The sequence below is a fragment of the Thalassospira xiamenensis M-5 = DSM 17429 genome (assembly GCF_000300235.2).
GTDB classification, from domain to species: Bacteria; Pseudomonadota; Alphaproteobacteria; order Rhodospirillales; family Thalassospiraceae; genus Thalassospira; species Thalassospira xiamenensis.
In genome coordinates this window covers 1,427,829-1,451,699 of record NZ_CP004388.1, presented here as the reverse complement: position 1 = coordinate 1,451,699, position 23,871 = coordinate 1,427,829, and the positions used below count along the sequence as shown (strand labels likewise).

At 54.9% G+C, this 23,871-nt stretch carries 28 protein-coding genes; 20 read left to right on the top strand and 8 right to left on the bottom strand.

The features are described from left to right. Positions 1 to 62: 62 nt before the first annotated feature. The gene (locus TH3_RS06820) at positions 63 to 776 is read left to right on the top strand and encodes an SOS response-associated peptidase (protein ID WP_007090906.1); all 714 of its coding nucleotides are present in this window, start codon (positions 63 to 65) and stop codon (positions 774 to 776) included. Positions 777 to 800: 24 nt separating this feature from the next. Here the strand turns inward: TH3_RS06820 and TH3_RS22805 are convergent, their stop codons facing one another. Further along, positions 801 to 989 carry a hypothetical protein gene (locus TH3_RS22805; protein ID WP_007090905.1) on the bottom strand — a complete coding sequence of 63 codons (189 nt, stop codon included), beginning with the start codon at positions 987 to 989 and terminating at the stop codon, positions 801 to 803. A gap of 213 nt (positions 990 to 1,202) precedes the next feature. Beyond that, complete coding sequence (locus TH3_RS06810; RefSeq protein ID WP_007090904.1) at positions 1,203 to 2,060, bottom strand: universal stress protein; 858 nt, start codon at positions 2,058 to 2,060, stop codon at positions 1,203 to 1,205. Between the two features lie 322 nt (positions 2,061 to 2,382). Here TH3_RS06810 and TH3_RS06805 point away from each other — a divergent pair, with 322 nt between their 5' ends. Further along, complete coding sequence (locus TH3_RS06805) at positions 2,383 to 2,688, top strand: ArsR/SmtB family transcription factor (RefSeq protein ID WP_007090903.1); 306 nt, start codon at positions 2,383 to 2,385, stop codon at positions 2,686 to 2,688. Between the two features lie 70 nt (positions 2,689 to 2,758). Here the strand turns inward: TH3_RS06805 and pdxH are convergent, their stop codons facing one another. Then, positions 2,759 to 3,379, bottom strand: a complete 621-nt coding sequence (gene pdxH / locus TH3_RS06800) for a pyridoxamine 5'-phosphate oxidase (RefSeq protein WP_007090902.1) — start codon at positions 3,377 to 3,379, stop codon at positions 2,759 to 2,761. Positions 3,380 to 3,527: 148 nt separating this feature from the next. Here pdxH and TH3_RS06795 point away from each other — a divergent pair, with 148 nt between their 5' ends. The 4 genes from TH3_RS06795 to TH3_RS06780 all read left to right on the top strand — a co-directional run bounded on the left by TH3_RS06795 (position 3,528) and on the right by TH3_RS06780 (position 5,881). Beyond that, a complete protein-coding gene (locus tag TH3_RS06795; protein WP_007090901.1) occupies positions 3,528 to 4,004 on the top strand; it encodes an RT0821/Lpp0805 family surface protein in 477 nt (158 codons plus the stop codon). 169 nt (positions 4,005 to 4,173) lie between these two features. After that, on the top strand, positions 4,174 to 5,094 hold the full coding sequence (locus TH3_RS06790; protein WP_040059695.1) for a DnaJ C-terminal domain-containing protein: 921 nt from the start codon (positions 4,174 to 4,176) through the stop codon (positions 5,092 to 5,094). A 107-nt stretch (positions 5,095 to 5,201) separates the two neighbouring features. After that, positions 5,202 to 5,615, top strand: coding sequence for a DUF411 domain-containing protein (locus TH3_RS22300; protein ID WP_139328280.1), 414 nt, complete (start codon positions 5,202 to 5,204; stop codon positions 5,613 to 5,615). Continuing rightward, on the top strand, positions 5,615 to 5,881 hold the full coding sequence (locus TH3_RS06780) for a hypothetical protein (RefSeq protein WP_040059693.1): 267 nt from the start codon (positions 5,615 to 5,617) through the stop codon (positions 5,879 to 5,881). Before TH3_RS22300 ends, TH3_RS06780 begins: the two co-directional genes overlap by 1 nt. Positions 5,882 to 5,903: 22 nt before the next feature. On the opposite strand, the gene slyA is transcribed toward TH3_RS06780, so the two are convergent. Next, complete coding sequence (gene slyA, locus TH3_RS06775; protein ID WP_007090897.1) at positions 5,904 to 6,404, bottom strand: transcriptional regulator SlyA; 501 nt, start codon at positions 6,402 to 6,404, stop codon at positions 5,904 to 5,906. A gap of 215 nt (positions 6,405 to 6,619) precedes the next feature. On the opposite strand from slyA, the gene TH3_RS06770 reads away from it, so the two are divergent. From TH3_RS06770 to TH3_RS06750, 5 genes are all read left to right on the top strand, one after another. Continuing rightward, positions 6,620 to 7,963: a mechanosensitive ion channel family protein gene (locus tag TH3_RS06770; RefSeq protein ID WP_007090896.1), complete on the top strand. Its 1,344-nt coding sequence runs from the start codon at positions 6,620 to 6,622 to the stop codon at positions 7,961 to 7,963. A 101-nt stretch (positions 7,964 to 8,064) separates the two neighbouring features. Beyond that, the gene (locus TH3_RS06765) at positions 8,065 to 8,763 is read left to right on the top strand and encodes a thermostable hemolysin (protein WP_007090895.1); all 699 of its coding nucleotides are present in this window, start codon (positions 8,065 to 8,067) and stop codon (positions 8,761 to 8,763) included. A 2-nt stretch (positions 8,764 to 8,765) separates the two neighbouring features. Continuing rightward, positions 8,766 to 10,784, top strand: a complete 2,019-nt coding sequence (locus TH3_RS06760; protein WP_007090894.1) for an AMP-binding protein — start codon at positions 8,766 to 8,768, stop codon at positions 10,782 to 10,784. Further along, a complete protein-coding gene (locus TH3_RS06755) occupies positions 10,756 to 11,559 on the top strand; it encodes an SDR family NAD(P)-dependent oxidoreductase (RefSeq protein WP_233421850.1) in 804 nt (267 codons plus the stop codon). The genes TH3_RS06760 and TH3_RS06755 overlap by 29 nt, the downstream gene beginning before the upstream one ends. Continuing rightward, positions 11,556 to 12,224 (top strand): tetratricopeptide repeat protein, encoded by a 669-nt coding sequence (locus TH3_RS06750; RefSeq protein ID WP_007090892.1) that lies wholly within the window; start codon positions 11,556 to 11,558, stop codon positions 12,222 to 12,224. The genes TH3_RS06755 and TH3_RS06750 overlap by 4 nt, the downstream gene beginning before the upstream one ends. 84 nt (positions 12,225 to 12,308) lie before the next feature. Here the strand turns inward: TH3_RS06750 and TH3_RS06745 are convergent, their stop codons facing one another. Further along, positions 12,309 to 13,610, bottom strand: coding sequence for a YihY family inner membrane protein (locus TH3_RS06745; protein WP_233421849.1), 1,302 nt, complete (start codon positions 13,608 to 13,610; stop codon positions 12,309 to 12,311). A 259-nt stretch (positions 13,611 to 13,869) separates the two neighbouring features. On the opposite strand from TH3_RS06745, the gene fabI reads away from it, so the two are divergent. The 5 genes from fabI (at position 13,870) to TH3_RS06720 (ending at position 18,457) form a co-directional block, all read left to right on the top strand. Then, positions 13,870 to 14,700 (top strand): enoyl-ACP reductase FabI, encoded by an 831-nt coding sequence (fabI, locus tag TH3_RS06740; RefSeq protein ID WP_007090890.1) that lies wholly within the window; start codon positions 13,870 to 13,872, stop codon positions 14,698 to 14,700. Between the two features lie 80 nt (positions 14,701 to 14,780). Next, complete coding sequence (gene aroC / locus TH3_RS06735; RefSeq protein WP_007090889.1) at positions 14,781 to 15,872, top strand: chorismate synthase; 1,092 nt, start codon at positions 14,781 to 14,783, stop codon at positions 15,870 to 15,872. 162 nt (positions 15,873 to 16,034) lie between these two features. Continuing rightward, positions 16,035 to 17,174 (top strand): hypothetical protein, encoded by a 1,140-nt coding sequence (locus TH3_RS06730; RefSeq protein ID WP_139328279.1) that lies wholly within the window; start codon positions 16,035 to 16,037, stop codon positions 17,172 to 17,174. 162 nt (positions 17,175 to 17,336) lie between these two features. Next, positions 17,337 to 17,942 (top strand): TetR/AcrR family transcriptional regulator, encoded by a 606-nt coding sequence (locus tag TH3_RS06725; RefSeq protein WP_007090888.1) that lies wholly within the window; start codon positions 17,337 to 17,339, stop codon positions 17,940 to 17,942. 47 nt (positions 17,943 to 17,989) lie between these two features. Beyond that, positions 17,990 to 18,457 (top strand): DUF2269 family protein, encoded by a 468-nt coding sequence (locus TH3_RS06720; protein ID WP_007090887.1) that lies wholly within the window; start codon positions 17,990 to 17,992, stop codon positions 18,455 to 18,457. A gap of 14 nt (positions 18,458 to 18,471) precedes the next feature. On the opposite strand, the gene TH3_RS06715 is transcribed toward TH3_RS06720, so the two are convergent. Further along, entirely contained in the window at positions 18,472 to 19,365 is an 894-nt protein-coding gene (locus TH3_RS06715; protein ID WP_167710555.1) for a DMT family transporter, read from the bottom strand. Here TH3_RS06715 and TH3_RS23040 point away from each other — a divergent pair. From TH3_RS23040 to TH3_RS06705, 3 genes are all read left to right on the top strand, one after another. Beyond that, positions 19,340 to 19,624, top strand: coding sequence for a hypothetical protein (locus TH3_RS23040; protein WP_167710554.1), 285 nt, complete (start codon positions 19,340 to 19,342; stop codon positions 19,622 to 19,624). The two genes, TH3_RS06715 and TH3_RS23040, sit on opposite strands and share 26 nt — an antisense overlap. After that, positions 19,599 to 20,471, top strand: a complete 873-nt coding sequence (locus tag TH3_RS06710) for a LysR family transcriptional regulator (RefSeq protein ID WP_007090885.1) — start codon at positions 19,599 to 19,601, stop codon at positions 20,469 to 20,471. The genes TH3_RS23040 and TH3_RS06710 overlap by 26 nt, the downstream gene beginning before the upstream one ends. 132 nt (positions 20,472 to 20,603) lie before the next feature. Further along, on the top strand, positions 20,604 to 21,032 hold the full coding sequence (locus TH3_RS06705) for a GlcG/HbpS family heme-binding protein (protein WP_007090884.1): 429 nt from the start codon (positions 20,604 to 20,606) through the stop codon (positions 21,030 to 21,032). Positions 21,033 to 21,063: 31 nt separating this feature from the next. Here TH3_RS06705 and TH3_RS06700 read toward each other — a convergent pair whose 3' ends face one another. Further along, positions 21,064 to 21,804 (bottom strand): TlyA family RNA methyltransferase, encoded by a 741-nt coding sequence (locus TH3_RS06700; RefSeq protein ID WP_007090883.1) that lies wholly within the window; start codon positions 21,802 to 21,804, stop codon positions 21,064 to 21,066. 32 nt (positions 21,805 to 21,836) lie between these two features. Then, positions 21,837 to 22,514, bottom strand: coding sequence for a GntR family transcriptional regulator (locus tag TH3_RS06695; RefSeq protein WP_007090882.1), 678 nt, complete (start codon positions 22,512 to 22,514; stop codon positions 21,837 to 21,839). A gap of 319 nt (positions 22,515 to 22,833) precedes the next feature. On the opposite strand from TH3_RS06695, the gene dctP reads away from it, so the two are divergent. Next, complete coding sequence (dctP, locus tag TH3_RS06690; protein ID WP_007090881.1) at positions 22,834 to 23,841, top strand: TRAP transporter substrate-binding protein DctP; 1,008 nt, start codon at positions 22,834 to 22,836, stop codon at positions 23,839 to 23,841. Positions 23,842 to 23,871 lie beyond the last annotated feature (30 nt).

The following is a 23,871-nucleotide window of genomic DNA, read 5'->3' as shown; positions in this document are numbered from 1 at the left end:
TTGTATCAAAACCAGTCAAACGGCTATGATCATTGTCAATTATGGAACGAACAGATAATCCGATGTGCAGCCAATACCAGCTTATCAACGACATGAACGCGTTTCAGGCACAACTGGCCATCGACCTTAGCGATATCATTCGCAAGGAAGCATCCGATTTTGCCGCCGACCGCGATTTAGACGGGCGGGATGCACATCGACGAGATACCGAAAAACCGTTAGAGGACGCAGACCAAGCCGCATTTGAGAGCCTGTCTGGCATTCGACGCCCGACCGATCCGGTGATTGTGATCCTGCCGGGTCAAAAGGCTGCCTCGCGCCGTTGGGGGTTAAGCGTTTCAACGCTGAATGCGCCACTGATCAATGCCCGAGCCGAAACCCTTGATCAGAAACCGACCTTTCGTCCCTTGCTGGATCGGCGTTGCCTGATACCAGCGACAAGCTGGTTTGAATGGCGCAAGGACGGCAGGGTAAAGCACAAGACCCGCATCACCCTGCCAGATCATCAGCCAGTGCTGTTTGCCGGGCTTGAAAACGGACGCGAGGCGGTCATCATCACCTGCGCCCCCGCACAGGCAATTTCACATATCCATGACCGCATGCCCGCCGTAATCGGGCCAAACCATATCGCCGGATGGCTTGATCCGGTCAACGGATTTGACGCCGTGCGTCACATGCTGGGCCCGGTGCCCAATCATGTTCTGGATTGGTGCGAAGAAGATGTCCCTGAAAAAACGAATTCGCGAAAGCGAAAAGACCAGATCAACCTGTTCTGATCGGGACATCAGAGACTTTGTAAGTTATTCGCCATCCACATCGTTGGCGGCACATAGTGCTTCATTGCAATTGCTAACAGGGCCAGCAGCAACACCGGAATAGCTTGCAACCAAAGCGCCAAGATCGGGCAAGCCGACATTCTGACGGGTAAGTTCCCGGCTCAGATCCTCGGACATGGATGCGAAATCAATGACATCGCGAAGTGATAACATGGGATTTTCCCCTGCCAGACGTTTCTTCCACTGTTCTTTTATCGGGCGAAGGCCTCGTTGATCGGGCCGTCGTCTTTGTAAGATTTCAGTAACGGTGGCGGGTTTTGTTCGCAGACGCAACAAAAAAGGCGCAAAAGACTGCGCCTTTTTTGTCATATACCAATGATCATACAAATAATCATCCGGATTTCAGGATGTTACGTGACCTATGGGTCAATGCATTATCCAAAGCGGCAAAGTGCATTTTGCCAGCATATCCTGTGTAACACCGCCAAGGATCATTTCCTTGAACCGCGAATGGCTGTAAGCGCCAAGTACGATGCTATCGGCACCGACCTTTTCTGCCTCGGATATCAAGGCATTAGCAACGTGCGACTGTTCGGGCAATTCGGACACCCATGCCTCGACTCCGTGCCAAAGGAACTGTTCGGCCAATGCTTTGGCACAGGCACGCCCATGGGGGACTTCGCCGACACTGACGATGGTGACTTCCTTGGCCGTACGCAAAAGTGGCATGGCCGATGTCACGGCACGGGCGGCTTCCACTCCGCCATTCCAGGCAATCACGACTTTTTCGCCAACGGTTTCGGGTGTTTTTTCCGGCGCAACCAGCAACGGACGACCGGTTTCCATCAGGGCGGCATCAAAAGTAAGCGACGCGGCAGCTTCGCGCGGTTCGCGGCCAATGACCACAAGATCAAACAGACGGCCACGTCGGGCAACGGTTTCGTCTTCGCGGCCATTGTCGCGCCGCCATGCACAGGTCGCCTGAAGATCGGCCATCGGAACGGCGGCCTCGGCAACGGCGGCGGCATCACGCGCCGCATCATAGGCAGCACGCCCGCGGGTTTCACGGCGCTGGGTTTCGTTTTCAGCTGCCCGCATCATTTCTTCGATGATCAGGCCCGACATGCCTTCCCCGACAATCGGGATCGCATCTTGTGGTTCGGCGGCAACAAACAATGCCTCAAGATGTGCATCAAATCTTTTGGCCGTCCGGAACGCCAGATCCAGTACACGCTGATCAATGTTCGAACCTGCCACCGGGGCCAGAATTGTTCTTACTGCCATCGCACTCACTCCCGAGAATTGATGTGTCTTCCGACACGTGTGCCTTGTTGCGATCACTACAATGCGTCAAGACGTCAGAAAGGGACAGTCTGCAACCAGAAAACGCATCTTTCCTTGTTCAAGATCAAAACTTTTATAAAAGATCCCGTCCATGCATTGAAAAGGGGCTTTCCCCTACGAAATGCTTAGGCGGAGAAAGAAACCAGTGTAACATCAAACCAATGCGTTGCCGAATGCCGAAGATTAATCATCCTATACGGTTTATCGGTCTTAACGTGCCAGAAAATAGCCGGACTGACTTCGAGAATGGATACTGCCTGCGATGCCTTATAAAAACTTGCATGAAAACGCTCGCGAGGCTGCCGAGTTCCTGAAAACATTGGGAAACGAGTGGCGTCTGATGGTTTTATGTTCGCTTGGAACAACAGAAAAATCAGTCAGCACGCTTGAAGGTGAACTGGGTATTAAACAATCTGCACTATCGCAACATCTTGCCCGTTTGCGCCGCGAGGGACTGGTCAAGACACGCCGGGAATCGCAAACCATCTATTATTCGCTGGCCAATCCCGAGATCATGAAAATCATCGTCGTGTTACAGGAAGTCTTCTGCCCGTCAGAAGAATACTGATCAAACCAGCCAAACAAAAACGCGCGAACCAACATTCGCGCGTTTTGCATTTTCAGAACAGCCTTCTACATCATGGGAAAAGCTTTTGCAGGTTCCAACCCTTATCCTCGGCATCGCGGGTGTAAAGCTGGCGATCATGCAGGCGGAACTTGCCTTCGGACCAGAATTCGATGCGATCAGGGATCAGGCGGAAGCCCCCCCAATGCTCCGGGCGAGGGACTTTGCCCAGCCCGAATTTGGCGGTGAATTCGGCAACCCGTTTTTCCAGATCGAACCGGCCACTCATCGGGCGGGACTGGGTTGACGCCCACGCGCCAAGCTGGCTGCCGCGCGGTCGGGATGCGAAATACTCGTCGGACTCCACACTGTCGACCTTGGTCACCGCCCCCTCGATGCGAACGCATTTTTCAAGCGACTTCCAGTGAAAGCACAATGCGGCAAAGCTGTTTTCGGCAAGTTGATCGCCCTTGCGGCTTTCATAGTTGGTGTAAAAAACAAAACCGCGCTGATCAAAGTCCTTAAGCAGTACAATACGCGCCGAAGGCCGCCCGCGCGCATCTGCTGTCGCCAGCGTCATCGCATCCGGATACGGTTTCTCCTTGTTTTTCGCCTCTTTAAACCACACGTCAAAAAGATCGAACGGTACGGCATGATCTTCATGCCCCATTTTTGGCGTATTTTTTTCGTCCATTGGGGTCAGGATTCCTTTGATAGTTCAAAATCCGCACCAAATTCGAAAGATACGGGTTTTGGATATACGTGAAACGACGCAATCAAGATCGTTCCGTAGATACAGAACATATCGGTTGGGACAGGAAAGACAAGGTAGGCAAAAAAATATGAAATTTCGTCATATCGTAATCCCCGTCATGATGACCGCATTCATTGCCGGTTGTGCACAGGATCAAGGCCAGAAACAAACCGCAGGCACCCTTTTGGGCGCGGTTGGTGGTGCTGTTGCCGGTGCGCAGTTCGGCAAAGGATCGGGACAGCTTGTCGGTGTGGCACTTGGTACACTGGCTGGCGCCTTTATCGGCAGTGAAGTCGGCAAGTCACTGGACAATGCCGACCGCGCGATCATGGCACAAAGCACGCAGCGCACCCTTGAAAGTGCGCCGACGGGCCAGACATCGACCTGGAACAACCCCGATACCGGGGTTCGTGGCACGGTAACCCCGACCCGGACCTATCAGGAACCGAAAACCCAGGAATATTGCCGTGAATACCAGCAGACCGTCACCATCGGCGGCAAGCAGGAAGAAGCGTACGGCACCGCATGCCGCAAGCCGGATGGAAGCTGGGAAGTTGTAAACTGACCGTCGCGAAACGACATTAAAAAAAGCGGCGCGTTCCTTGCGAACAGCGCCGCTTTTTCATATCTGAGCCATGTCAAGGACAGCAATAAAAACAAATGCCTTCCTTGCAACAGCCAATACAGGCCTATAATACACTTATAGCGTTTCCCATTTTCCAACCGGTCAGGCGATGCAGGATCCCTACAAGACTTTGGGCGTTGCCAAAAACGCCACCCAGGACGAAATCAAAAAAGCCTATCGCAAACTTGCGCGCGAATTGCACCCGGACGTCAATCCCGGTGACACCAAGATCGAAGAGCGGTTTAAGAAAGTTTCGGCCGCCTATCATCTTTTGGGGGATGCCGAACGTCGCAAAAAATATGACGCGGGCGAAATTGATGCCGATGGCCGTGAAACCGGGCCGTTTGGCCGTGGTGGCGGTGCGCGTTATAGCGGTCAGGCTGGCGGTGATCCGTTTGGTTTTTCCGGTGCCAATGCCGAGGATATCTTTGACGAGATTTTCGGCAAGGCTGGCCGCGGCGGGGGCGGCTTCGGTGGTTTTGGTGGGCGCAGACAGGCCGAAAAGGTCAAAGGACCCAATATTTCCTATGAGCTTAGCCTTGATCTGGCCGAAGCCATTATCGGCACGACCAAGCGCATCAATCTTGCCAGCGGCAAAAGCCTTGAAGTCCGCATCCCTGCCGGAAGCGAAGATGGCCAGACCCTTCGCCTGAAAGGCCAGGGAATGACCGGCATGAATGGCGGGGAAGCGGGTGACGCGCTGATCAAGCTGCATGTCCACCCGGACAAGGTTTTCCGTCGCGAAGGCAATGACCTGCATTGCGATCTTGCGATCAGCCTGGCCGAAGCAATCCTTGGCGGGTCGATCGAAGTCCCGACGATCAATGGCAAGGTCAGCATGAAACTGCCTGCCAACGCCAATAGCGGCACGAAATTGCGGCTACGTGGCAAGGGTGCAGCATATGACCGGGGTGACAAACGCGGCGATCAATATGTACATCTGACCGTCAAGTTGCCCGAAGATCGCGACGATGAACTGATCGATTTCGTACGAGAATGGTCGGAAAAACATCCTTACAAGGCACGTTAACACGGGTAGCCCGGCCACGCCCGATTGCGGCTTGACCGGGCTCAAGACTCGCACCTGCTCTAACAGGCATTCTGCCTTTGCAGTTTTATCTGACAAAGGCAGAAGTCATGAAACCCATTGCTCTTTCTACGATTCTGGCCGGTATCGCCCTGATCGGGTTGACCGCATTTGTCGGCACATCGCGCCCGACGCTTGAACTTTCATACACGAATGATTGCCAAGACAGCATCGATTGGCAAAACCGCCTTGAGGCCGAAGGGTTTGACGTTCGCGCCGCACAGGTCAGCAACCTGTCCCTTTCAGAACAACAGGCAATGATGATCACCCCTGCCCCGATGCGCGATTGCAAGATCGGTCGGGTTGCGGGTTATAGCGTGATCGGCGAGGTCCCGTCTGGCGATATCGTTACACTTTTGCGGCGCAAACCGGCGGATGTTATCGCGCTTGCCCTTGATGGCCCGACACAGGAAACCGTAGCGATCCATTATGATGGATCAGTCGAGCGGCGCAGGTCAGAATAATGAAATATCTTTCGCGCTTGCGGCTTGCCTTTACCGGGATCGGCATGGTTGCGGTTGGCATTTTATGGGGCAGTGCTGCAATGGTCTGGTTGTCATTGCCCGGCGGCTCGCCGACATTCATGCCCGCAAACAGTTTACTGCCCGCACTTGCGATCAGCCTTGCGATCTTTGGCGGGCTCGGCTTTGGGGCCGCAGTTCTGACCGAACGATGGGAACGCGAAACCCTGCGGAACCGATCACCCGACCAAGCACTGCCTCACAGGTAGATATAAAACGGTGGAAACGGTTTTAGGTTTTCCCCCGTCCAACCATGATGATGTCCTTGTCCTGTTCACTTCCGGCAAAGGCATCGAACTGTCGGCCGATCTTTTTGAACACGGTCAGACAATGTTCAAGTTCTTCATCGGTAACATCGGCAAAAATCTGGGCTCGGACACCCTGTATGACCGCCTGAATCTGTCGCAGCGCCGGTTCGGCCTTTTCGGTCAGGTGAACCGTTTTTGCCCGCCGGTCATCGGGGACTTCGCGCCTTTCGATCAATCCCTTTTCCTCCAGCCAGTCCAATGTCCGCACCAATGTCGGTCCCTGCACCCCGGCAATACGCGCCAGCTCCTTTTGCGTCAGGTCATGATCGGTCGTGCTGAGACGAAACAGGATGATCCAGCGCGCCTCGGTCAGGATAAAGGGCGATAAACGCCGGTCGACTTCCGCACGCCATTGCCGGGCAAGCATGCCCAGCCAGAAACCGAACTGTTCACGCGATGCATTGCTATCTTTGGAAATTGTCATGGGGGGAGATACCTGTAGGAGGTTTTTGACCCTAAAGATTTAGATAGATAGCTATCTAACGTCAAGGAAACCAAAGCCAAAAGACGCATCTTTCGCAGAACCAACCAAAACACGAAGAATTAGCCCCCTATCTCCCGCGGGCGGTTTCGCGTTACCATATGAAATATAATGCTTTCCATTCATTAATCATAATACAGGGCAAAATCAGGGGACGTATGGAGCAATTCTGGAATCCCGACCAGCTCGTGATCTGGCTTGAACAGGCAGCCGCATGGGTGGACAACAATATCTTGCTGGTTCCGATCCTGTTACAGATCGGGGCATGTTTGCTGTCGGTGATCCCTGCCCTGTTGCTGCGCAGGCCGCTTTCGCGCCAACTGGCGCGCTTACAAAACTGGCGGGCGCTTTTGCACTATGCCGGGTTCCGTCGGTTGCTGGCGGTTTTACCCGATCTGGCGTTTCCGATCATTCTGGTTCTGCTGATCTGGTTTATTGATGCGGTCGCGATACAGGCGGGGCTGCGGCACAATATCCTGCGCCTTGTCGCAAGCCTTCTGAATGCGTGGATTTTCATCCGTCTGGGCACAGCGGTGGTGAATGATCCCGTCTGGGCCCGAAGTATCGCCATCATCGCATGGGGGCTGGCCGCCCTTAACATTGTCGGCTGGCTTGATCCGGCAATTGATCTGCTGGACAGCCTAGCCCTTCATATCGGGCAGTTTCGGATATCGGTGTTTGGTATCCTCAAGGCAATGCTGTCTTTGGCGATCCTGCTTTGGGTCGCGTCATTTGCCTCGCGCATTTTCGAACAACGCATCCAGAAGGTTCACCGCCTGACGCCATCGGTTCAGGTGCTTATGTCCAAGCTTCTGAAACTTGTGCTGCTGTCGATTGCGGTTTTGTTTGCGCTTTCGACCATCGGTGTCGATCTGACCGCGCTTGCTGTCTTTGGTGGTGCCATCGGTGTCGGCATCGGGTTTGGTCTGCAACGGATTGTCGCCAACCTGATCAGCGGCGTGATCCTGTTGCTGGACCGGTCGATCAAGCCGGGCGACGTGATTGCGATTGGCGATACATTTGGCTGGATTCAGTCGCTCGGCGCGCGTTACACCGCCGTTCGCACCCGCGACGGCACCGAATTCCTGATCCCCAACGAAGACCTTATCACCAATCAGGTGGAAAACTGGAGCCACTCGGACGTCAAATTGCGCCTGAAGGTTCCGGTCGGCATTGCCTATCGTTGCGATCCGCATTTCGCGATCAAATTGTGCAATGAAGCCGCAGCAAAATGTGCACGCGTTCTGGATAATCCCGGCCCGAACACACTGCTACGCGGCTTTGGCGATAATTCGGTCGATCTTGAAATCCGCCTCTGGATCACGGATCCACAAAACGGACGTGGTAATATCATCAGCGAGGTATTGCTCAATGTCTGGGATAGCTTCAAGGAAAACGAGATCGAAATTCCGTTCCCGCAGCGCGACCTTCATCTACGCAGTTCCGATGGTACGGTAAAGATCGAAATCCCCGGCAATGCCTCAGAAAACACTGCCCGCTAAAGTAACATTTCCAAGGTTTTTGCTTTAACAACCCCTCATTCAGGTTCCTGTCAGGTTCCGGGCCAAGAATGCGCTATCAACGCAGTCGAAGGCCCAATGGCATGCTTCACCTGAATTATAATGAAAACGGTTTCCCCGCCGCCAAGCTCAGTTTCCAGAAACGCGGTTTTCTGGATCATCTGCAGATGCGTGCTTGTGCCATTTCGGTGCTGACACTTCTGGCGACAGAACGACCAGAAGTCGAAACATTCATCGCCAATATCTATGCCGATGCCTATGACGCCGCGATCCGCGTGCAATATGGCAGCCTGATGAGTGTCCGCGACGATGCCGGACGGATCGTCGCCGCCCTTGGTTTCCGGTCAGCCGGGCATGGGCCGCTGTTTCTTGAACAATATCTGCCCGCGCCAATCGAAGTGATCCTTGGTGTACCGCGCCATCAGATTGTCGAGATCGGCAATCTGGCGTCCTCGGGTGGTGGGGCGTCGTCCTTCCTGTTTGCGGCACTGTCGGCCTATCTGCACCATAACGGCTTTAAACAGGCGGTTGTGACCGGCACCGACAGTATCGAAAAACGCCTGCGTAAAATGGGACTCAAGCCCGTTCGCCACGCCCATGCCGATCCATCATGCCTGACGGAAAACGAAATCGACTGGGGCCGGTATTACGACACGTGCCCGCATGTTCTGTCTGGTTCGGTCGAACATGGTTATCGCCGCCTTCAGACATTGCTGGGTGCAGAATACACCCACATGCGCCCGCGCCTTTATCCCCATCTGCAACATAACGGCGAGAAATAATCATGCTGTTCGAATGCATCCGCACCCATAACGCCGATCAAGTCGCGCTCCGCGAAGGCGATGATAGCGTAACCTATGGCGACCTCTCCGACCTGATCGACGCACGTTGTCTTGAACTTGCAGATGTCGATGTACTGGGTATAGCACTTGATAACGGGATCGACTGGCTGGTCTGGGACCTTGCCGCCCTATCGGCCGGTATTGTATGCGTCCCGATCCCGCCATTTTTCACCCGCGATCAGATCAATCACACAATTGTGACCGCGGGCATCACCCACATGCTGACGGCTAATGGAATGGCGGAAACAGGGCAGTCGCGTTCGCCCGACATCCCCGATGGCACGGCAAAAATCACCTTCACATCCGGCACCACTGGTACGCCAAAGGGCGTTTGCCTGCCCACATCGGCGATGATCACTGTTGCGTCTTCGATCCACGCGATGCTGGGCGATGATTTTGCTGGCACCCATGCCTGTGTGCTGCCACTTGCAGTACTTCTGGAAAATGTCGCGGGGGTTTATGCCGGTCTTCTGGCCGGGTGTACCATTACCCTGACACCGCTTGGCCAGTTCGGGGCGCAATATCAGGGCCTGCACGAAATCCTTAAGGATACCCGCGCGACATCGGTCATTCTGGTGCCTGAAATCCTGCGTGCGCTGATGATGCTGGTCATCCGCAAGGGTCGCCTTCCTGACCTTAAATTCATTGCGGTTGGTGGATCGCGTGTTGATCCTGCCCTGATTGCCAAGGCCCGCCATATCGGGCTTCCGGTTTACGAAGGATATGGTCTTTCGGAATGCGCATCGGTCGTTTCAATGAATGTACCGGGCAAAGATAAGCCCGGCACCACCGGAACGCTTTTGCCCCATGTAAAGGCCGAGATTTCCAACGATGAAATCATCATCGAAAATCCCGGTTTCCTTGGCTATGTCGGCGAAGCAGCACCGGCCTTTCTTGCAACCGGCGATCTCGGGCAGATTGATGACGATGGTTTCGTCTGTGTGACAGGGCGACGCAAAAATGTCCTGATCACATCGTTTGGGCGCAACATTTCCACCGAATGGCCCGAAGCCGCCATTTTGGCCCAGCCAGGCATCTATCAGGCCATGGTCTTTGGCGATGGGGAACCGGAACTAAGCGCCCTGATCGTTCCGACCGGTCCGACCGCCGATGTAAGTGCCGCGGTTGCCGCGGCCAATGCTGGCCTGCCCGATTACGCACACATCAAACATACCCGCATCGTTGCCCCCTTTACGGTCGAAAACGGCTGCCTGACAGGCACCGGACGCCCGCGCCGCGATGCGATTGCCAAACTTTACACATCCCCCTTGTCCGTCCCGGAGAAAACCATGAATTTTTATGATCGCCTTGTTGCCGAAACCGCCGAAGCCCGCGCGTCCCTTTATCACGTTCCCCAGCTTGTTGATGGCCTGCAAGGTCGCATTTCACGGTCAACCTATGTCGCCTACCTGACGGAGGCATATCACCATGTCAAACACACCGTTCCCTTCCTGATGGCAATGGGATCGCGTATGCCAGATGAAAAACGCTGGCTGCACAAGGCGATCATTGAATATCTCGAAGAAGAAGAAGGCCACGAAGAATGGATTCTCAATGATATCGAAGCCGCCGGTGGCAACCGCGAAGCCGCCCGCCACGCGATACCGAACCTCGAAACCCAGGTGATGGTTGCCTATAACTACGACTATATCAGCCGTAAGAACCCGGTCGGTTTCCTTGGTATGGTCTTCATGCTTGAAAGCACATCCACCCAAATCGCCAGTCAGGGTGCGGATGCCGTCATGACCGGCCTTGATTTGCCGAAATCAGCATTCAGCTATCTGTTTTCGCACGGCACCCTTGATCTTGAACACATGAAATTCTTCGAAAAGACCGTCAATCAGGTCACCGATCCGGCTGATCAGGCCGCCATCATCGAAGTCGCGCAAAACACCTTCCGGCTGTTTGCCAATCTGTTTGCGGCGATCCCGCATGAAGGACAACGTAAAAATGTTGCTTGATGGAAAATCCGTTTTCCTGACGGGCGCGACTGGCGGCATTGGCATGCCACTGGTCAACCTGCTGATCGAACGCGGGTCAAATGTCGTTGCCTATGACCGCACGACGCAGGGCAACCTGATGGAAAGCATCGATACGACCTGCAAGGCATTGCGTGAACACACACCCGACATCCTGATCAATCTGGCTGGGATCAATGATTTCAATCATGCCGAAGATCAGGATTACGACGCGCTTGTGACGCTGAACCTTTTGGTGCCAATGCGCCTGTGCCAGGCCGTTCTTCCGGCCATGCGCAAACGCGGTAGCGGTCAGATCGTCAATATCGGATCAATGACCGGATTGATCCCGTTGCCCCATATGACCGGCTATGTCGCAGCCAAATCCGGGCTTAAGGGATATAGCGATGCGCTGCGTCGTGAACTGTCCGGCACGGGCATCACCATAAGTCACATCGCCCCGCGTGCGGTTCGTACCACCATGAACAGCGGCAAGGCAGGGCTGCTTAACCGTCGCACAAATGTCACCGAAGACGATCCACGTGACGTTGCCCGTCAGATCGTCAATGCGATTGAACAAGACAAAACCGATGTTCGGATCGGCTGGCCGGAACGGCTTTTTGCCCTGATCAATGCCATCATACCGAGCATCGTCGACAGGGGACTTCGTAAAAACACCACCATCGGCGAAGAAATCCTCAAGGCCGAGCAGGTAGTTGCACCAATCCCCCTGATCGCCAACAAACAGGACGCCAACCCAAGGAGCCACCCGGCATGAAAATCACCCGTTTTGCCATGATATGCGCCTTTGCACTTGGCCTGCCTTTGTCTGCCAATGCCGACACGGCCAATAACGAGGCCATGAATGGCGTTGCCCATCTGCAGGAAGAATGGGCCCGCATCAAGTACCAGATGACGGATGAAAAACAGCAGCTTGAAGCCATTCACCAACTTGAAACCGAGGGCGAAAGTCTGCTGAACCTCTATCCGGATAGTCCCGAAGTCATTATCTGGCAGGGTATTGTCCTGTCGACCGATGCCGGGATCGTGCGCGGCATTTCGGCCCTTGGCAAAGTAAACGACGCGCGCGATTTGTTTGAAAAGTCGATTGCCCTCGATCCAACGGCACTTGATGGATCGGCCTATACGTCACTGGGATCGCTTTATTATCAGGTGCCGCCATGGCCGCTTGCCTTTGGCAGTGACAGCAAGGCCGAAGAATTCCTGAAAAAGGCATTGGAACTTAATCCTGACGGGATTGACCCCAACTATTTCTATGGCGATTTCCTGCTTCAGAATGATCATTACGCCGAAGCCAAGTTTTATCTGGAAAAAGCATTGAACGCACCCGATCGCCCCAGCCGCGCATCGGCGGATGCCGGACGTCGGGCGGAAATAGCCAAGGCACTATATGAAATCGCGCAGGAAGTTTCCAAAAACTAACCTTGACGAACAGCACAATTCGCCAAACGAAACAAGGCCGGGGAACACAAACCCGGCCTTGTATTTTGATGCCTTCGGAACACTTTAATCGACGATTTCAGTCATGTCTTTTGGGCCGATTTCGTCTTTCTTTCCGTCTTCGGGCTTGGTTTCAACCTGCTTGGGGGCTGTATCATCGGGTTTTGGCAAATCAAGCAGGGCAGCAATTTCAACATCCAGAACGGATTTTCGCGTTTTTTCCAGTTCCACCAGACGTTCGCGCATGGCTCCTGGCCAACCGCCATCGGCATTAACCAGAAGCAACCGGTCATAATCCAGAAACAGCCCCAGTCTGGACATCAGATCCACCAGCGTGATCCGCGACAGATCGCCTGATAAAAGCCAGCGGTGGCTTTCGGACCGTTCAATCAGCTTTTCACGCCGAAGGGCCGCCAAGGCCCAGTTAAGATCCCGCCCGCCCAGCTTGGTTTCGCGCAACATGCGGCGATAGGTCGGCGGTTTGGTTGCTTCGCGGAAACCACGTTGCAAATATTCCAGAACGCGTAACACCGCGATAATGCGTTCCATATGGCCGGGCACGGCACCCCGCGGATCGGGGATCAGCCCAGCGGCACGTGCCGCACGCCATTCGGATCGGGCGGCAGCAACCTGTGCGCCCAGCAGCACAACAATCCAGGTCAGATACATCCATAACAGGAAGATCGGTACAATCGCCACGGCGCCATAGATCGTCTGATAGGTCGGGAAATTAATAACGTAATACCCGAACCCTTTTTTAAGCGCCTCGAACAATCCAGCCGCCACCAAGCCGCCCAAAATACCGTCAATGATCACGACAGAACGGTTCGGCATGCCGATAAACAAAAGCGAGAAGGCAATCGAGGATAGCAGGAAAGGGGCCAAAAACGTCAATTGCCCGATATGTTCACCCAGCCCGTCGGCCCCGACCATATAGCGCATGGCAAAAATATAGGATGCCACCGAAAGGCTCAGCCCCAGCAACATCGGCCCGACCGTCAGCAAGGTCCAGAAAACGACGAGTTTCGCCAAAAGTTTGCGCGGAGTGGTAACGCGAAACACATCGTTCATCGCACCTTCGATCGCAGCAAGCAGCATGACCGCGGTCAAGGCCAGCACAATCGTGCCCACCGCTGTCATCTGGCCGGTATTCTGAAGGAAATTGCTGAGGTAACCTGTCACCTGTTCGCCCGTTTCGGGCAGAAAATTGTTCAGGACCACGCCCATGATCTGGTCCTTCCACTGTTCAAAAACCGGGAAGGCCGACAATACCGTAAGCGCAACAGCAAGGAACGGAACCATGGCAAGAAGGGTTGTATAAGAAAGCCCCGCTGCGCGCTCGACGGATTTGTCATGCACAAATCGCATAATGGCGTAGCGCCAAAATCCAGTGCGGTCCTTAAGTAATTGGCCGATTGGAACCATTAAACACTTATCCCTGCACGATTTCTGGTTATAGTGTAACTGATCAACAGGATAACGTGACCGCACAAGATAAAACAGGCCAGATTGACCTTGGCTTCGCTTTGTGTAGGATGCGCCCAATGTCAAATGCCTCCTGTGTGGGCCACAGCTTTGTTCCGCGCTGCATGCCTGCCAGAGAGAGATCGTGGGAACGAGAGGGAAAATGAGCTTTTCCGCCGAAAACATTTCTGGCCTGATGGCTGGCAAGCGTGGCCTGATCATGGGCGTCGCGAACGATAAATCGATTGCCTGGGGGATTGCGCGTACCGTGGCCGCCGCTGGCGCCGAGGTTGCTTTTACCTATCAGGGTGAAGCCCTTGAAAAGCGCGTCCGCCCATTGGCGGAGTCTGTTGGCAGCGACACCGTTCTGCCCTGCGACGTGACCGACGCGGCCAGCATGGACGCCGTCTTTGAAACATTGAAAGAAAAATGGGGCAAGCTGGACTTCGTCGTGCATGCCATCGGTTTTTCCGACAAAAACGAACTGCGCGGTCGCTATGTCGATACCTCGCCGGAAAACTTTGCGATGTCGATGAACATTTCGGTCTACTCCTTTACCGCGATTGCACAGCGCGCGGAAAAGCTGATGACAGATGGTGGTTCGCTTCTGACCCTGTCCTATTACGGGGCGGAAAAGGTGATGCCGCATTACAACGTCATGGGCGTTGCCAAGGCAGCACTGGAAGCCAGCGTGAAATACCTTGCCAATGACCTTGGCCCGGATCGTATTCGTGTCAACGCCATATCGGCCGGTCCGATGAAGACCCTTGCCGCGTCAGGGATTGGCGATTTCCGCTATATCCTGAAATGGAATGAATATAATTCGCCGATGCGCCGCAACGTCACTCTTGATGATGTTGGTGGATCGGGCCTTTACTTCCTGTCGGACCTTTCGACCGGTGTTACCGGCGAAACCCATCATGTCGATTGCGGATATCATACCGTCGGCATGAAGCAGGCAGACGCACCGGATATCAATGTTCAGAAATCCTGATCCGAACATGATATGATCTTGCGGGCTGCCTTACTGGCAGCCCGTATTGTCTTCAAACACCTGAATTCTGGATATCGGAAATGGCTGGCAACAGTTTTGGCTCCCTGTTTCGCTTCACCACCTTTGGCGAAAGCCACGGCCCGGCGATTGGCTGCGTCGTTGACGGTGTGCCGCCGCTTCTTGACCTGACCGAAGAAGACATCCAGCAGTTTCTTGAAAAACGCAAACCGGGACAATCGCGCTTTACCACCCAGCGCCGCGAACCCGATCAGGTCAAAATCCTGTCCGGCGTGTTCGAAGGCAAAACCACCGGCACCCCTATCGGACTTCTGATCGAAAACGTTGATCAGCGCTCCAAGGATTACGGCGAGATTAAAAACCAGTTCCGCCCGGGCCATGCCGATTACACCTATTGGGAAAAATACGGTATCCGTGATTACCGCGGTGGCGGACGATCATCGGCGCGCGAAACCGCGATGCGGGTTGCCGCCGGGGCGATTGCGCGCAAAGTCCTTGGCGATGATATCAAAATCCGCGGTGCCCTGATCAAGATGGGCACCAAGGAAATCAATCGCGACAACTGGAACTGGGACGAGGTTGATAACAATCCGTTCTTCTGCCCCGATGCAGCCGCCGTTCCGGTGTTCGAAGAATATCTTGATGGCCTGCGCAAGGACGGATCATCGGTCGGTGCAGTAATAGAAGTTGTCTGCTCTGGCGTGCCGGTCGGACTTGGCGATCCGGTCTATGACAAGCTTGATGCGGATCTGGCCAAGGCGATGATGACAATCAACGCAGTCAAGGGTGTTGAAATCGGCAACGGATTTGAGGCCGCCGAACTGACCGGTATCGAAAATGCCGATGAAATGCGCATGGGCGAAGATGGCAAGCCGGTCTTTGGCTCCAACCATGCGGGCGGCATTCTGGGCGGGATTTCATCCGGGCAGGATGTTGTTGTGCGTTTTGCCGTCAAACCGACCAGTTCGATCCTGACCTCGCGTAAAAGTGTCGATATTTACGGCAAGGATGTCGATGTCGTCACCAAGGGCCGCCATGATCCGTGTGTAGGCATTCGTGCCGTTCCGGTGGGCGAGGCTATGGCAGCCATCGTTCTGGCCGATCATCTTTTGCGCCATCGAGGCCAGTGTGATGGCTGGAACCGCAACAAGTAATCAACAACTAATTCCTGCGTGAAATCGCACAAATAGTCTGTCACAAGCAGCCTGTTGCACCGTCATCGGTGTATGAACCCGACATTGTACAAAGCCCTGATTCTGCTTGCATCCGCGAACAAACCGGCCCCGGCCTCCAAGGCAGCCGGTCGGGATGCTGGCTTGGGCAATAGAACAGTTCTTTATCCTGATGAGCCGGTCGATCTGCCCGATTGGGGCATTGCGGCCCTGCCCGCCATGATCCTTGGCGCAGCGCCGCAAAGCTGCCTTTTCGTCAGCGATCTGACCATCGAGCAACCCGAAGGCGACGGCGATAGCAACGCCGGTTCCTCTGATGACGAAAAAGACGAAAGCGTGGGCAGCGTTTCCTTCTCGCTCACGGTCGACAGTGCCCCTGATCCAACCGCCAAAATCACTCAACGCCAGATCACTTGGCGATTGGCGATGCCGGTGACCGCCTTCCGACAGGTTACCACCAACGCCAACAGCACACCTGTGCGTGCGCCTGTAATCAGAACGAAACTGGTCCTGCGCGATGTCGTCTGTGATGTCGAGCTTGGCCTGCTTGAAATGGCGGGCATCACCCAGCCGCTTCTGGTCGGACGCGATATTCTGTCCAATCGCTTCCTGATCCGCCCGGATCACGATAAAACATCATCAAACCCACCCTCACCCTCGGCAACGCTTGCCCCGGTGCCCGAGGACAAACCTGCCGAAATGGCGTCTTCTGCGCCATTGGCATCTGATACAGGCACCAGCAACCAACAATCCGCTGCAACCACGCCAGACATGCCGTCGAGCACGACCGATACTGGCAATGCGACACCAACCGCAGTCGATGAGCCACAAAAAGCCCCTGCACCTTCTGCAACAGGCGACAGCACCAATACGGTAACGGATGGCGGCACCAACAGTTCGGCCACGCAGCCTGCCGGTCAAACCGGTGCGGACGCAGGAAGCACGTCCGACTCATCCGCAGCAGGTTCGATACCAACAGATGACACAACGGCATCTTCTAAGCCCGACGCCACCACTGGCGCACTTGCCGATACCACGGCGGCAGAGTCTCCAACGGGTAGTAATGCGCCAGCGCCAACCGAAAACGGAACAGAAGCCGCAGCCACAGCCACAGCGATAACTGCGCCCAAAAGTGACGCTGCAATCGATGACAGCAAAGCCGACGATAACAGCCAGGACCCTGCCGCAACTTCACCGGCAACCGTTAGCGATGACGCATCCTCAATATCTGCGGCCCAGAATGAAGATGATGAAGCCACATCATCGCCGCCTCCGGCAACCTAGCGTTCAGGATTTTAGCGGTGCTTTAAGCCCGGCTCCACAATTCCATAATCCCCGACAGCGCCAAACTGGACCGTCACATTGACGGTCCTTTTTTGCTTGTGTCATGGCCTGTCGATTGTTAAAGTTAACAAAGTTAACATAAGAAAATCGAGATACGAGTTTATGGGGAAATACCACCACGGCGACGTCCGTAATGTCCTTCTACAGCAAGCTGAAAACATCCTGACCGAAGAAGGCCCAAGTGGCCTGTCGTTGCGACGTCTGGCGCGGCTTACCGGTGTTTCGGAAGCAGCACCCTATCGCCATTTTGACGGTAAGGATGGCATTTTGGCGGCAGTAGCGATTGATGCGTTTGAACGCTTTGCCGAACGGCTTGAAAATGTTGCTGCAAATATCAAAAAACACGAAGAGCGCATCATGGCGCTTGGTGCGGCCTATGTGCATTTCGCAGTCGATTTCCCGCAACATTTTCGCCTGATCTTTGGCCGGGAACGCCCGCCATTGGATCAATATCCCGAACTTCGCGAAGCAGCCGATAATGCGTTTGATGTGTTGCAGCGCGCCGTTACATCGGTTGATCGCCGTGCCGACATGACCCTGAACGAGGCGGCCACCGCCTATAACCGCGCGCTGGCCGCATGGAGCCGCGCACATGGTATCGCCATGCTGGTGATTGACGGCATGATTGTCCCGCCTGCCGATCAGGAACTGGATGATTTTGTTCTGGGCCTGCTTGCCGAGGACCTGACCGCACCGGACAATACCTGATCTGAAATTTCCGATTCCGATATCCCAAAATTCGAAGGCTGTCCGCGATGGAATATACCACCGTTAAATTCATTCACCTTCTGGGTGCCGTACTGTTTCTGGGCAATATCATCGTTACGGCGGTATGGAAAAGCCTGGCCGACCGCACCAGAAACCCGGTGATCATCGCCTTTGCCTGCCGGTTGGTGAATGTTACCGATCTGGCCTTTACCGCCTTTGGCGCGGCTCTGGTGGTGATTGGTGGGGTTGGTCTTTTTCATGCCGGGGGCATTTCGCTTTCCGATAGCCCGCATCTGACGATTGGCATCAGTCTGTTTGCCATGGCGGCAACCCTTTGGCTGGTCGGGCTTTTGCCCTTGCAACTATATATGTCGCGGATTGCCGCCAAGACGGTGGCGGCGGGTGAAACCATCATGCCAGATGCCTATGATAAATGTGTAAGGCTTTGGACGATGCTGGGCATTGCAGCAACCCTGATGCCGGTTGGCACCCTTTGGTTCATGATTGCCAAATAGTGCCAAAATCAAGCCTAAAGCGTACGGCGACGACGAGTCGCGATCAGAAGGGCCACAACTACCGCCGCACTGCCCATGATGTGCCACTGATTGAGCATCTCGCTCAGGATGACAGCCCCAAGGATCGAGGCGACAAAGGGCTGCAACAGCAGGATCATTGATCCGGTCGCCTCGTCCACGCGCTTCAACCCGACCGACACCATCCCCTGCCCCAAAAAATGCACCAGCATCGCAAGACCGATCAGCGCCAGCCAGCCTGTCATATGTGGCGGCAGGACGAAATTGCCTTTGATCATCATCATCACGCCCAAGGCGATCATGGTGGTCAGGGTGCTACAGAACATGATTGATGCGGCACTGTGATTGCGGCGCAACCGGCTGATGACAATCAGATATCCGGCATAGAAAAAGGCCGCCAGAACGGCGAAGGCATCACCCTGCATCGATCCTGCGCCGGTTTCACTGGCCCGAAACAGGAAATAACCGCCGATAATCGCAAACGGCACCCCGTACCAGAACATCACGCCGGGTTTGCGCGCGATGCCAAACAGACCAAGAAACCCGATAATCACCGGTGCAAGGTTGTTAAGCAAAATCGCATTGCCGACCGTCGTCATTTCGATCGCCATATGACAGGCGACCAGATCGGCGGCAAATAAAAGACCGGCAAGGATCATCAAACCCGTATCACGCTTGCGCACGGAAACACCATTTCCGACCGCTGGTTTTGATGATCCTGCCGGCATCAAGAAGACGGTCGCGCCCAGCAAAGGAGCAGCAAGCGCAACACGCCAGAAAGCCGAGGCATCGGGTGACACACCGCTGAACCGCACAAAAATCGGACCAAGCCCCATAAGGATTGCCGCAACTACGAGGGTTAAAATGGCCCAGAATGATGACTGGACCATCGGCGTGACCCTTTCGGTTCCCGGTGCAATTTCCGTGGTGGCGGAGGGAATAGCAGATGCGTTTCCGGTATTGCGCAGGATGTCGGGCAAGACATGGGGCATGGTCTGGTCTTTCGGAACGGGGGGCGATGTGCTGGTTGTGCAAAATGCGCCTTGGCTGATAGCGCTTATCTTGCAGCGGTGCTATATCGATGTGAAATTGCTTCGCCTTATCGTCGGGATAAATTGCGCTTATGGCTCTTCTCAATGTCGATATTGATCTGCTCAGAACGTTTCTGACCGTGCTGGATACGCAAAGTTTCACACGCACAGCCGAACGACTTTTCCGCACGCAACCTGCCATCAGCCAGCAGATCAAAAAGCTTGAAGATACCGTTGGTGCGCCGCTGATCACGCGTGATCGCAATGCCATTACCCCGACCACGACCGGCCTTGTCGTCAAATCCTATGCCGAAGGGATCATCGGCTTGAATGACAAGATGCTGGCCGATCTTCTGGATGCTGCCCCCTCGATTTTGCGCATCGGCCTTCCGGATGATTATGCCGCGATTTACCTGCCGGAAATCTTGCGGATTGCGGCGATCCGCCTGCCGGACACGGAAATCAGCTGCCACGCCGATATCAGCCGAAATCTTGGCAAACGGGTTGCCAATGGCGATCTGGATCTGGCCATTCTGACCGCCGATCCCGACACGCCCAGCCTGCATGTCACATCCGAACCCTTGGTCTGGGTGGCCGATGCCGGTTTTGATCATCAGGCGCGGCCGTTACGGCTGTCGCTGTTCCACGATGGCTGCGTCATTCGCCATTACGTGACCGATGCCCTGTCGCGCCAGGATATCGCGTTTCGGATCAGCCACAGCAGCGACTCCAATTCCATGATCATCACCGCTGTTGACGGCGGCCACGCCATCGGCGCAATGCCCAGATGCACCGCGGAGTATGCCGGAATGCAGATTATCGATGATCCATCATTGCCCGACTTGCCCAAGGTCGATATCGCCCTTCTGGTCCGCGAACAGGCCAATCCGGCGGTTCGGGAACTGGCACTTGGCGCAATTGCCGCCCTTGCGCCAGCCCGAAGCACCACCAGCGAGCGGGTCTAAACCGACCCCGTGATTGCGCATGCTTCCACCATGTGAAAAGACGTTTTATCGGGTTGATCGAAGAATACGGCAAACAATAAGATGCCCCGGCATAATGCGTGATTTTAACGATAAACCTGCCGGAGAAGCCCGATGCTGACCATCAAACGCCTGTCGATCGATGATGCCAAAATCCTGATCGAAGGTGCACGCAACCGTGCAACTGAAATCGGCGTTCCGATGTGCATTGCAATCACCGATGAATCCGGTGTTTTGATTGCCTTTGAACGCATGGATGGCGGCAAGGTGACCAGCACCACCATTGCCCAGGATAAGGCATTCACCGCCGCGGGTGCGCGCAAGGCGACCCATGAATATGCAGCCGCAGCCCAGCCGGGCATGCCAGCATTCGGAATCGATTCCGAAGTCGGCGGTCGTCTTTCGATTGTCGCCGGTGGATTGCCGGTATCGGTTGATGGCGATGTTGTCGGTGGAATCGGCGTCAGTTCAGGCACCCCACCGCAGGATCAGGATTGCGCCCAGGCCGGGATTGATCATTTCCTGAAAGTGATCGGTAAATAAGCCCATCACTATTGGCCGGAAACGGCGTTGATTACGCCGATTTCCGCCCGCCGATCAGAAATTCGACATTGCCTTCGGGCCCGGTGATCGGGCTTGTCGCGATGCCAAGCACCTGCCAGCCGGGCAGATTTGCCAACCAGTCGGAAATGGTGTCGCAGACTTCCTGATGCAGTTCCGGTTCACGGACCACACCTTTTTTCCCGACGCGTTCCTTGCCGACTTCAAATTGCGGCTTGATCAATGCAATCAGCCAACCGCCCGGTTTGACCAGATCGAGGCTTGCGGGCAACACTGTGCGAAGGCCGATGAAGCTGGCGTCGCAGACGACGATATCGATGGGATCGGGAATTTGTTCGGACGTGATGTGACGGGCATTGGTCTTTTCCATCACGACAACCCGGTCGTCATTGCGCAGTTTCCAGTCAAGCTGCCCCTGCCCGACATCAACCGCAAAGACCTTGGCCGCACCGTTTTGCAAAAGCACATCGGTAAAACCGCCGGTCGAGGATCCGACATCGATGCCGGTAAAGCCGGTGACATCAACGCCAAACTCGGCCAGACCTTTTTCAAGCTTGAGCCCGCCGCGCGATACCCACGGATGGGGTTGCCCGCGCAGGGTCAGCGAAATGTCTTCCTTGCATTGCAGCCCCGGCTTATCGAGCCGTTGCTCGCCGCTAAAGACATTTCCTGCCATGATGAATGCCTGTGCCTTGGACCGGGTTTCCACCAATCCGCGTTCAACAAGCAACTGATCCAAACGTTTCTTTGCCATGCGCGGGTTTTAGCGCAAAGTTCCGAAGAAATCTAGCTTGCCAGCGGCTCAAGGTAACCACGCGGCACAATGGCCAGAAGATCGTTTAACGCCTCGCCCTGAACCGCGACATGCTGATGCATCAGCCGGCCCGCCCGTTCGGCATCGCCGTTCGAAATCGCATCAAGGATTTCGGAATGTTCAGCATTGGATTTTTTCACGCGCCCGGGCCGGTGCAACTGCAAACGGCGATAGGGTGCGAGACGGTTGCGCACATTCTTGGTCTGACGTTCAAGGAAACTGTTGCGGCATCCGGCGTAAATCACTTCGTGGAAATTGACATTGGCCTCGTAATAGGCATCGGCGTCTGCATGTTCCTGAAGCGTGCCACATTCATTGCCAAGTGCGATCAGCTTTTCAATGTCGGTGCGCGCCATCCGGCGCGCGGCAAGCCGGGCACACATTGCCTCAAGCTCCGCCATGACTTCGAACATTTCAATCAGATCGGCCACGGTGATCGAGGCAACGATGGTGCCGCGCCGAGGCATGGTCGCCACCAGCCCCGACCCTGCCAGCGTTTGTAACGCTTCGCGGACCGGGGTGCGTGAAACACCAAACCGTTCCGACAGGCTGCGCTCGTCCAGCTTGTCGCCGGGTTTAAGAACACCGGTGACAATATCGCGTTCAAGTTTCTGAACCAGATCGGTGGCGAGCTTGCCGTTCCGTGACATGAGAAGCCTCATCCTTGCGCTGCAATCGTGGTATACCAGAACATAGAAAATGGTACCGCGCAAAGCCTTTTACGTGCTGCTTTGCATCGAAATTCTGCTGCATCGCAAAAGTTATCTGGCAAAAAACGGCTAAAATGGCTGCAATCCTTGAGCGCACATCTGTGGCACCGCAATACACATTTCTGGTATACAAAAATCCATAGACAGGATGCCAGAAATCTGTAACGCTTTTTGATATTGCGAAATCCGCACCAATAAAAAGACGTGTCAACACGTCACAAATGCATCCAGAAACGCATGCTTCATCCGGGAGGAAAAGATGAAGATTTTAAAACGTACTCTTACGGCGTCCGTCGCCGCTATTACCCTGTCCATCGCTGCTTTTGGCATGTCCTCGAACGCTGATGCGGAAACGCTCAAGCTGTCGCATCAGTGGTCGACCGGCGATGTCCGCCACAAGGTCGCCCAGATCATTGCCGACGAAGTCAAAGCGGCCAATGTCGATCTCGAAATCCAGATTTTCCCGTCCGGCTCGCTGTTCAAGGCGAACGAACAGTGGACGCCGATGGAACGCGGTCAGCTTGACATGATCGTCTATCCGCTGGCCTATGCCGGTGGCCGTATTCCGGCAACCAACCTGACGCTGATGCCGGCACTGGTTAAAAACCATGACCACGCCGAACGCCTGAACAACTCGCCTTTCATGGCAAAGATGGAAGAACTCCTGAATGAAAACGGGGTTGTTACCATTGCCAAGGGTTGGCTGGCCGGTGGCTTTGCCTCGACCAAGGGCTGCATCCGGGTTCCGGATGACGTCAAAGGTCTGCAGATCCGTGCCGCTGGCAAATCGTTCGAACAGATGCTTCAGGGTGCCGGTGCATCCATCGCCGCAATGCCGAGCTCGGAAATCTATCCGGCCATGCAGACCGGTGTTCTTGATGCCACCAACACCAGTTCTGCCAGCTTCGTTTCATACCGCATTTATGAACAGGTCAAATGCTACACCCCGGCGGGTGCCAACGCGCTGTGGTTCATGTATCAGCCGGTTCTGATGTCGAAGAAAACCTATGACGGTCTGAACGACGCCCAGAAAGATGCCCTTGCCGCGGCGGCCAAAAAGGCCGAGGCGTTCTATTCCGAAGAAGCCCGTAACGAAGATGCCAACAGCGTCAAGGTTTTCAAGGATGCCGGTGTTGAAATCGCTGATCTGACCGACGCCGACTTCAAGGCATGGCAGGAACTTGCCAAACAGACGTCCTATGCGAAGTTTGTTGAAGAAACCCCGGGCGGTCAGGAACTGCTCGATATGGCTCTTGCCGTAGAATAATGGTCTCGTGGCGCCGGATGCATGCCGGCG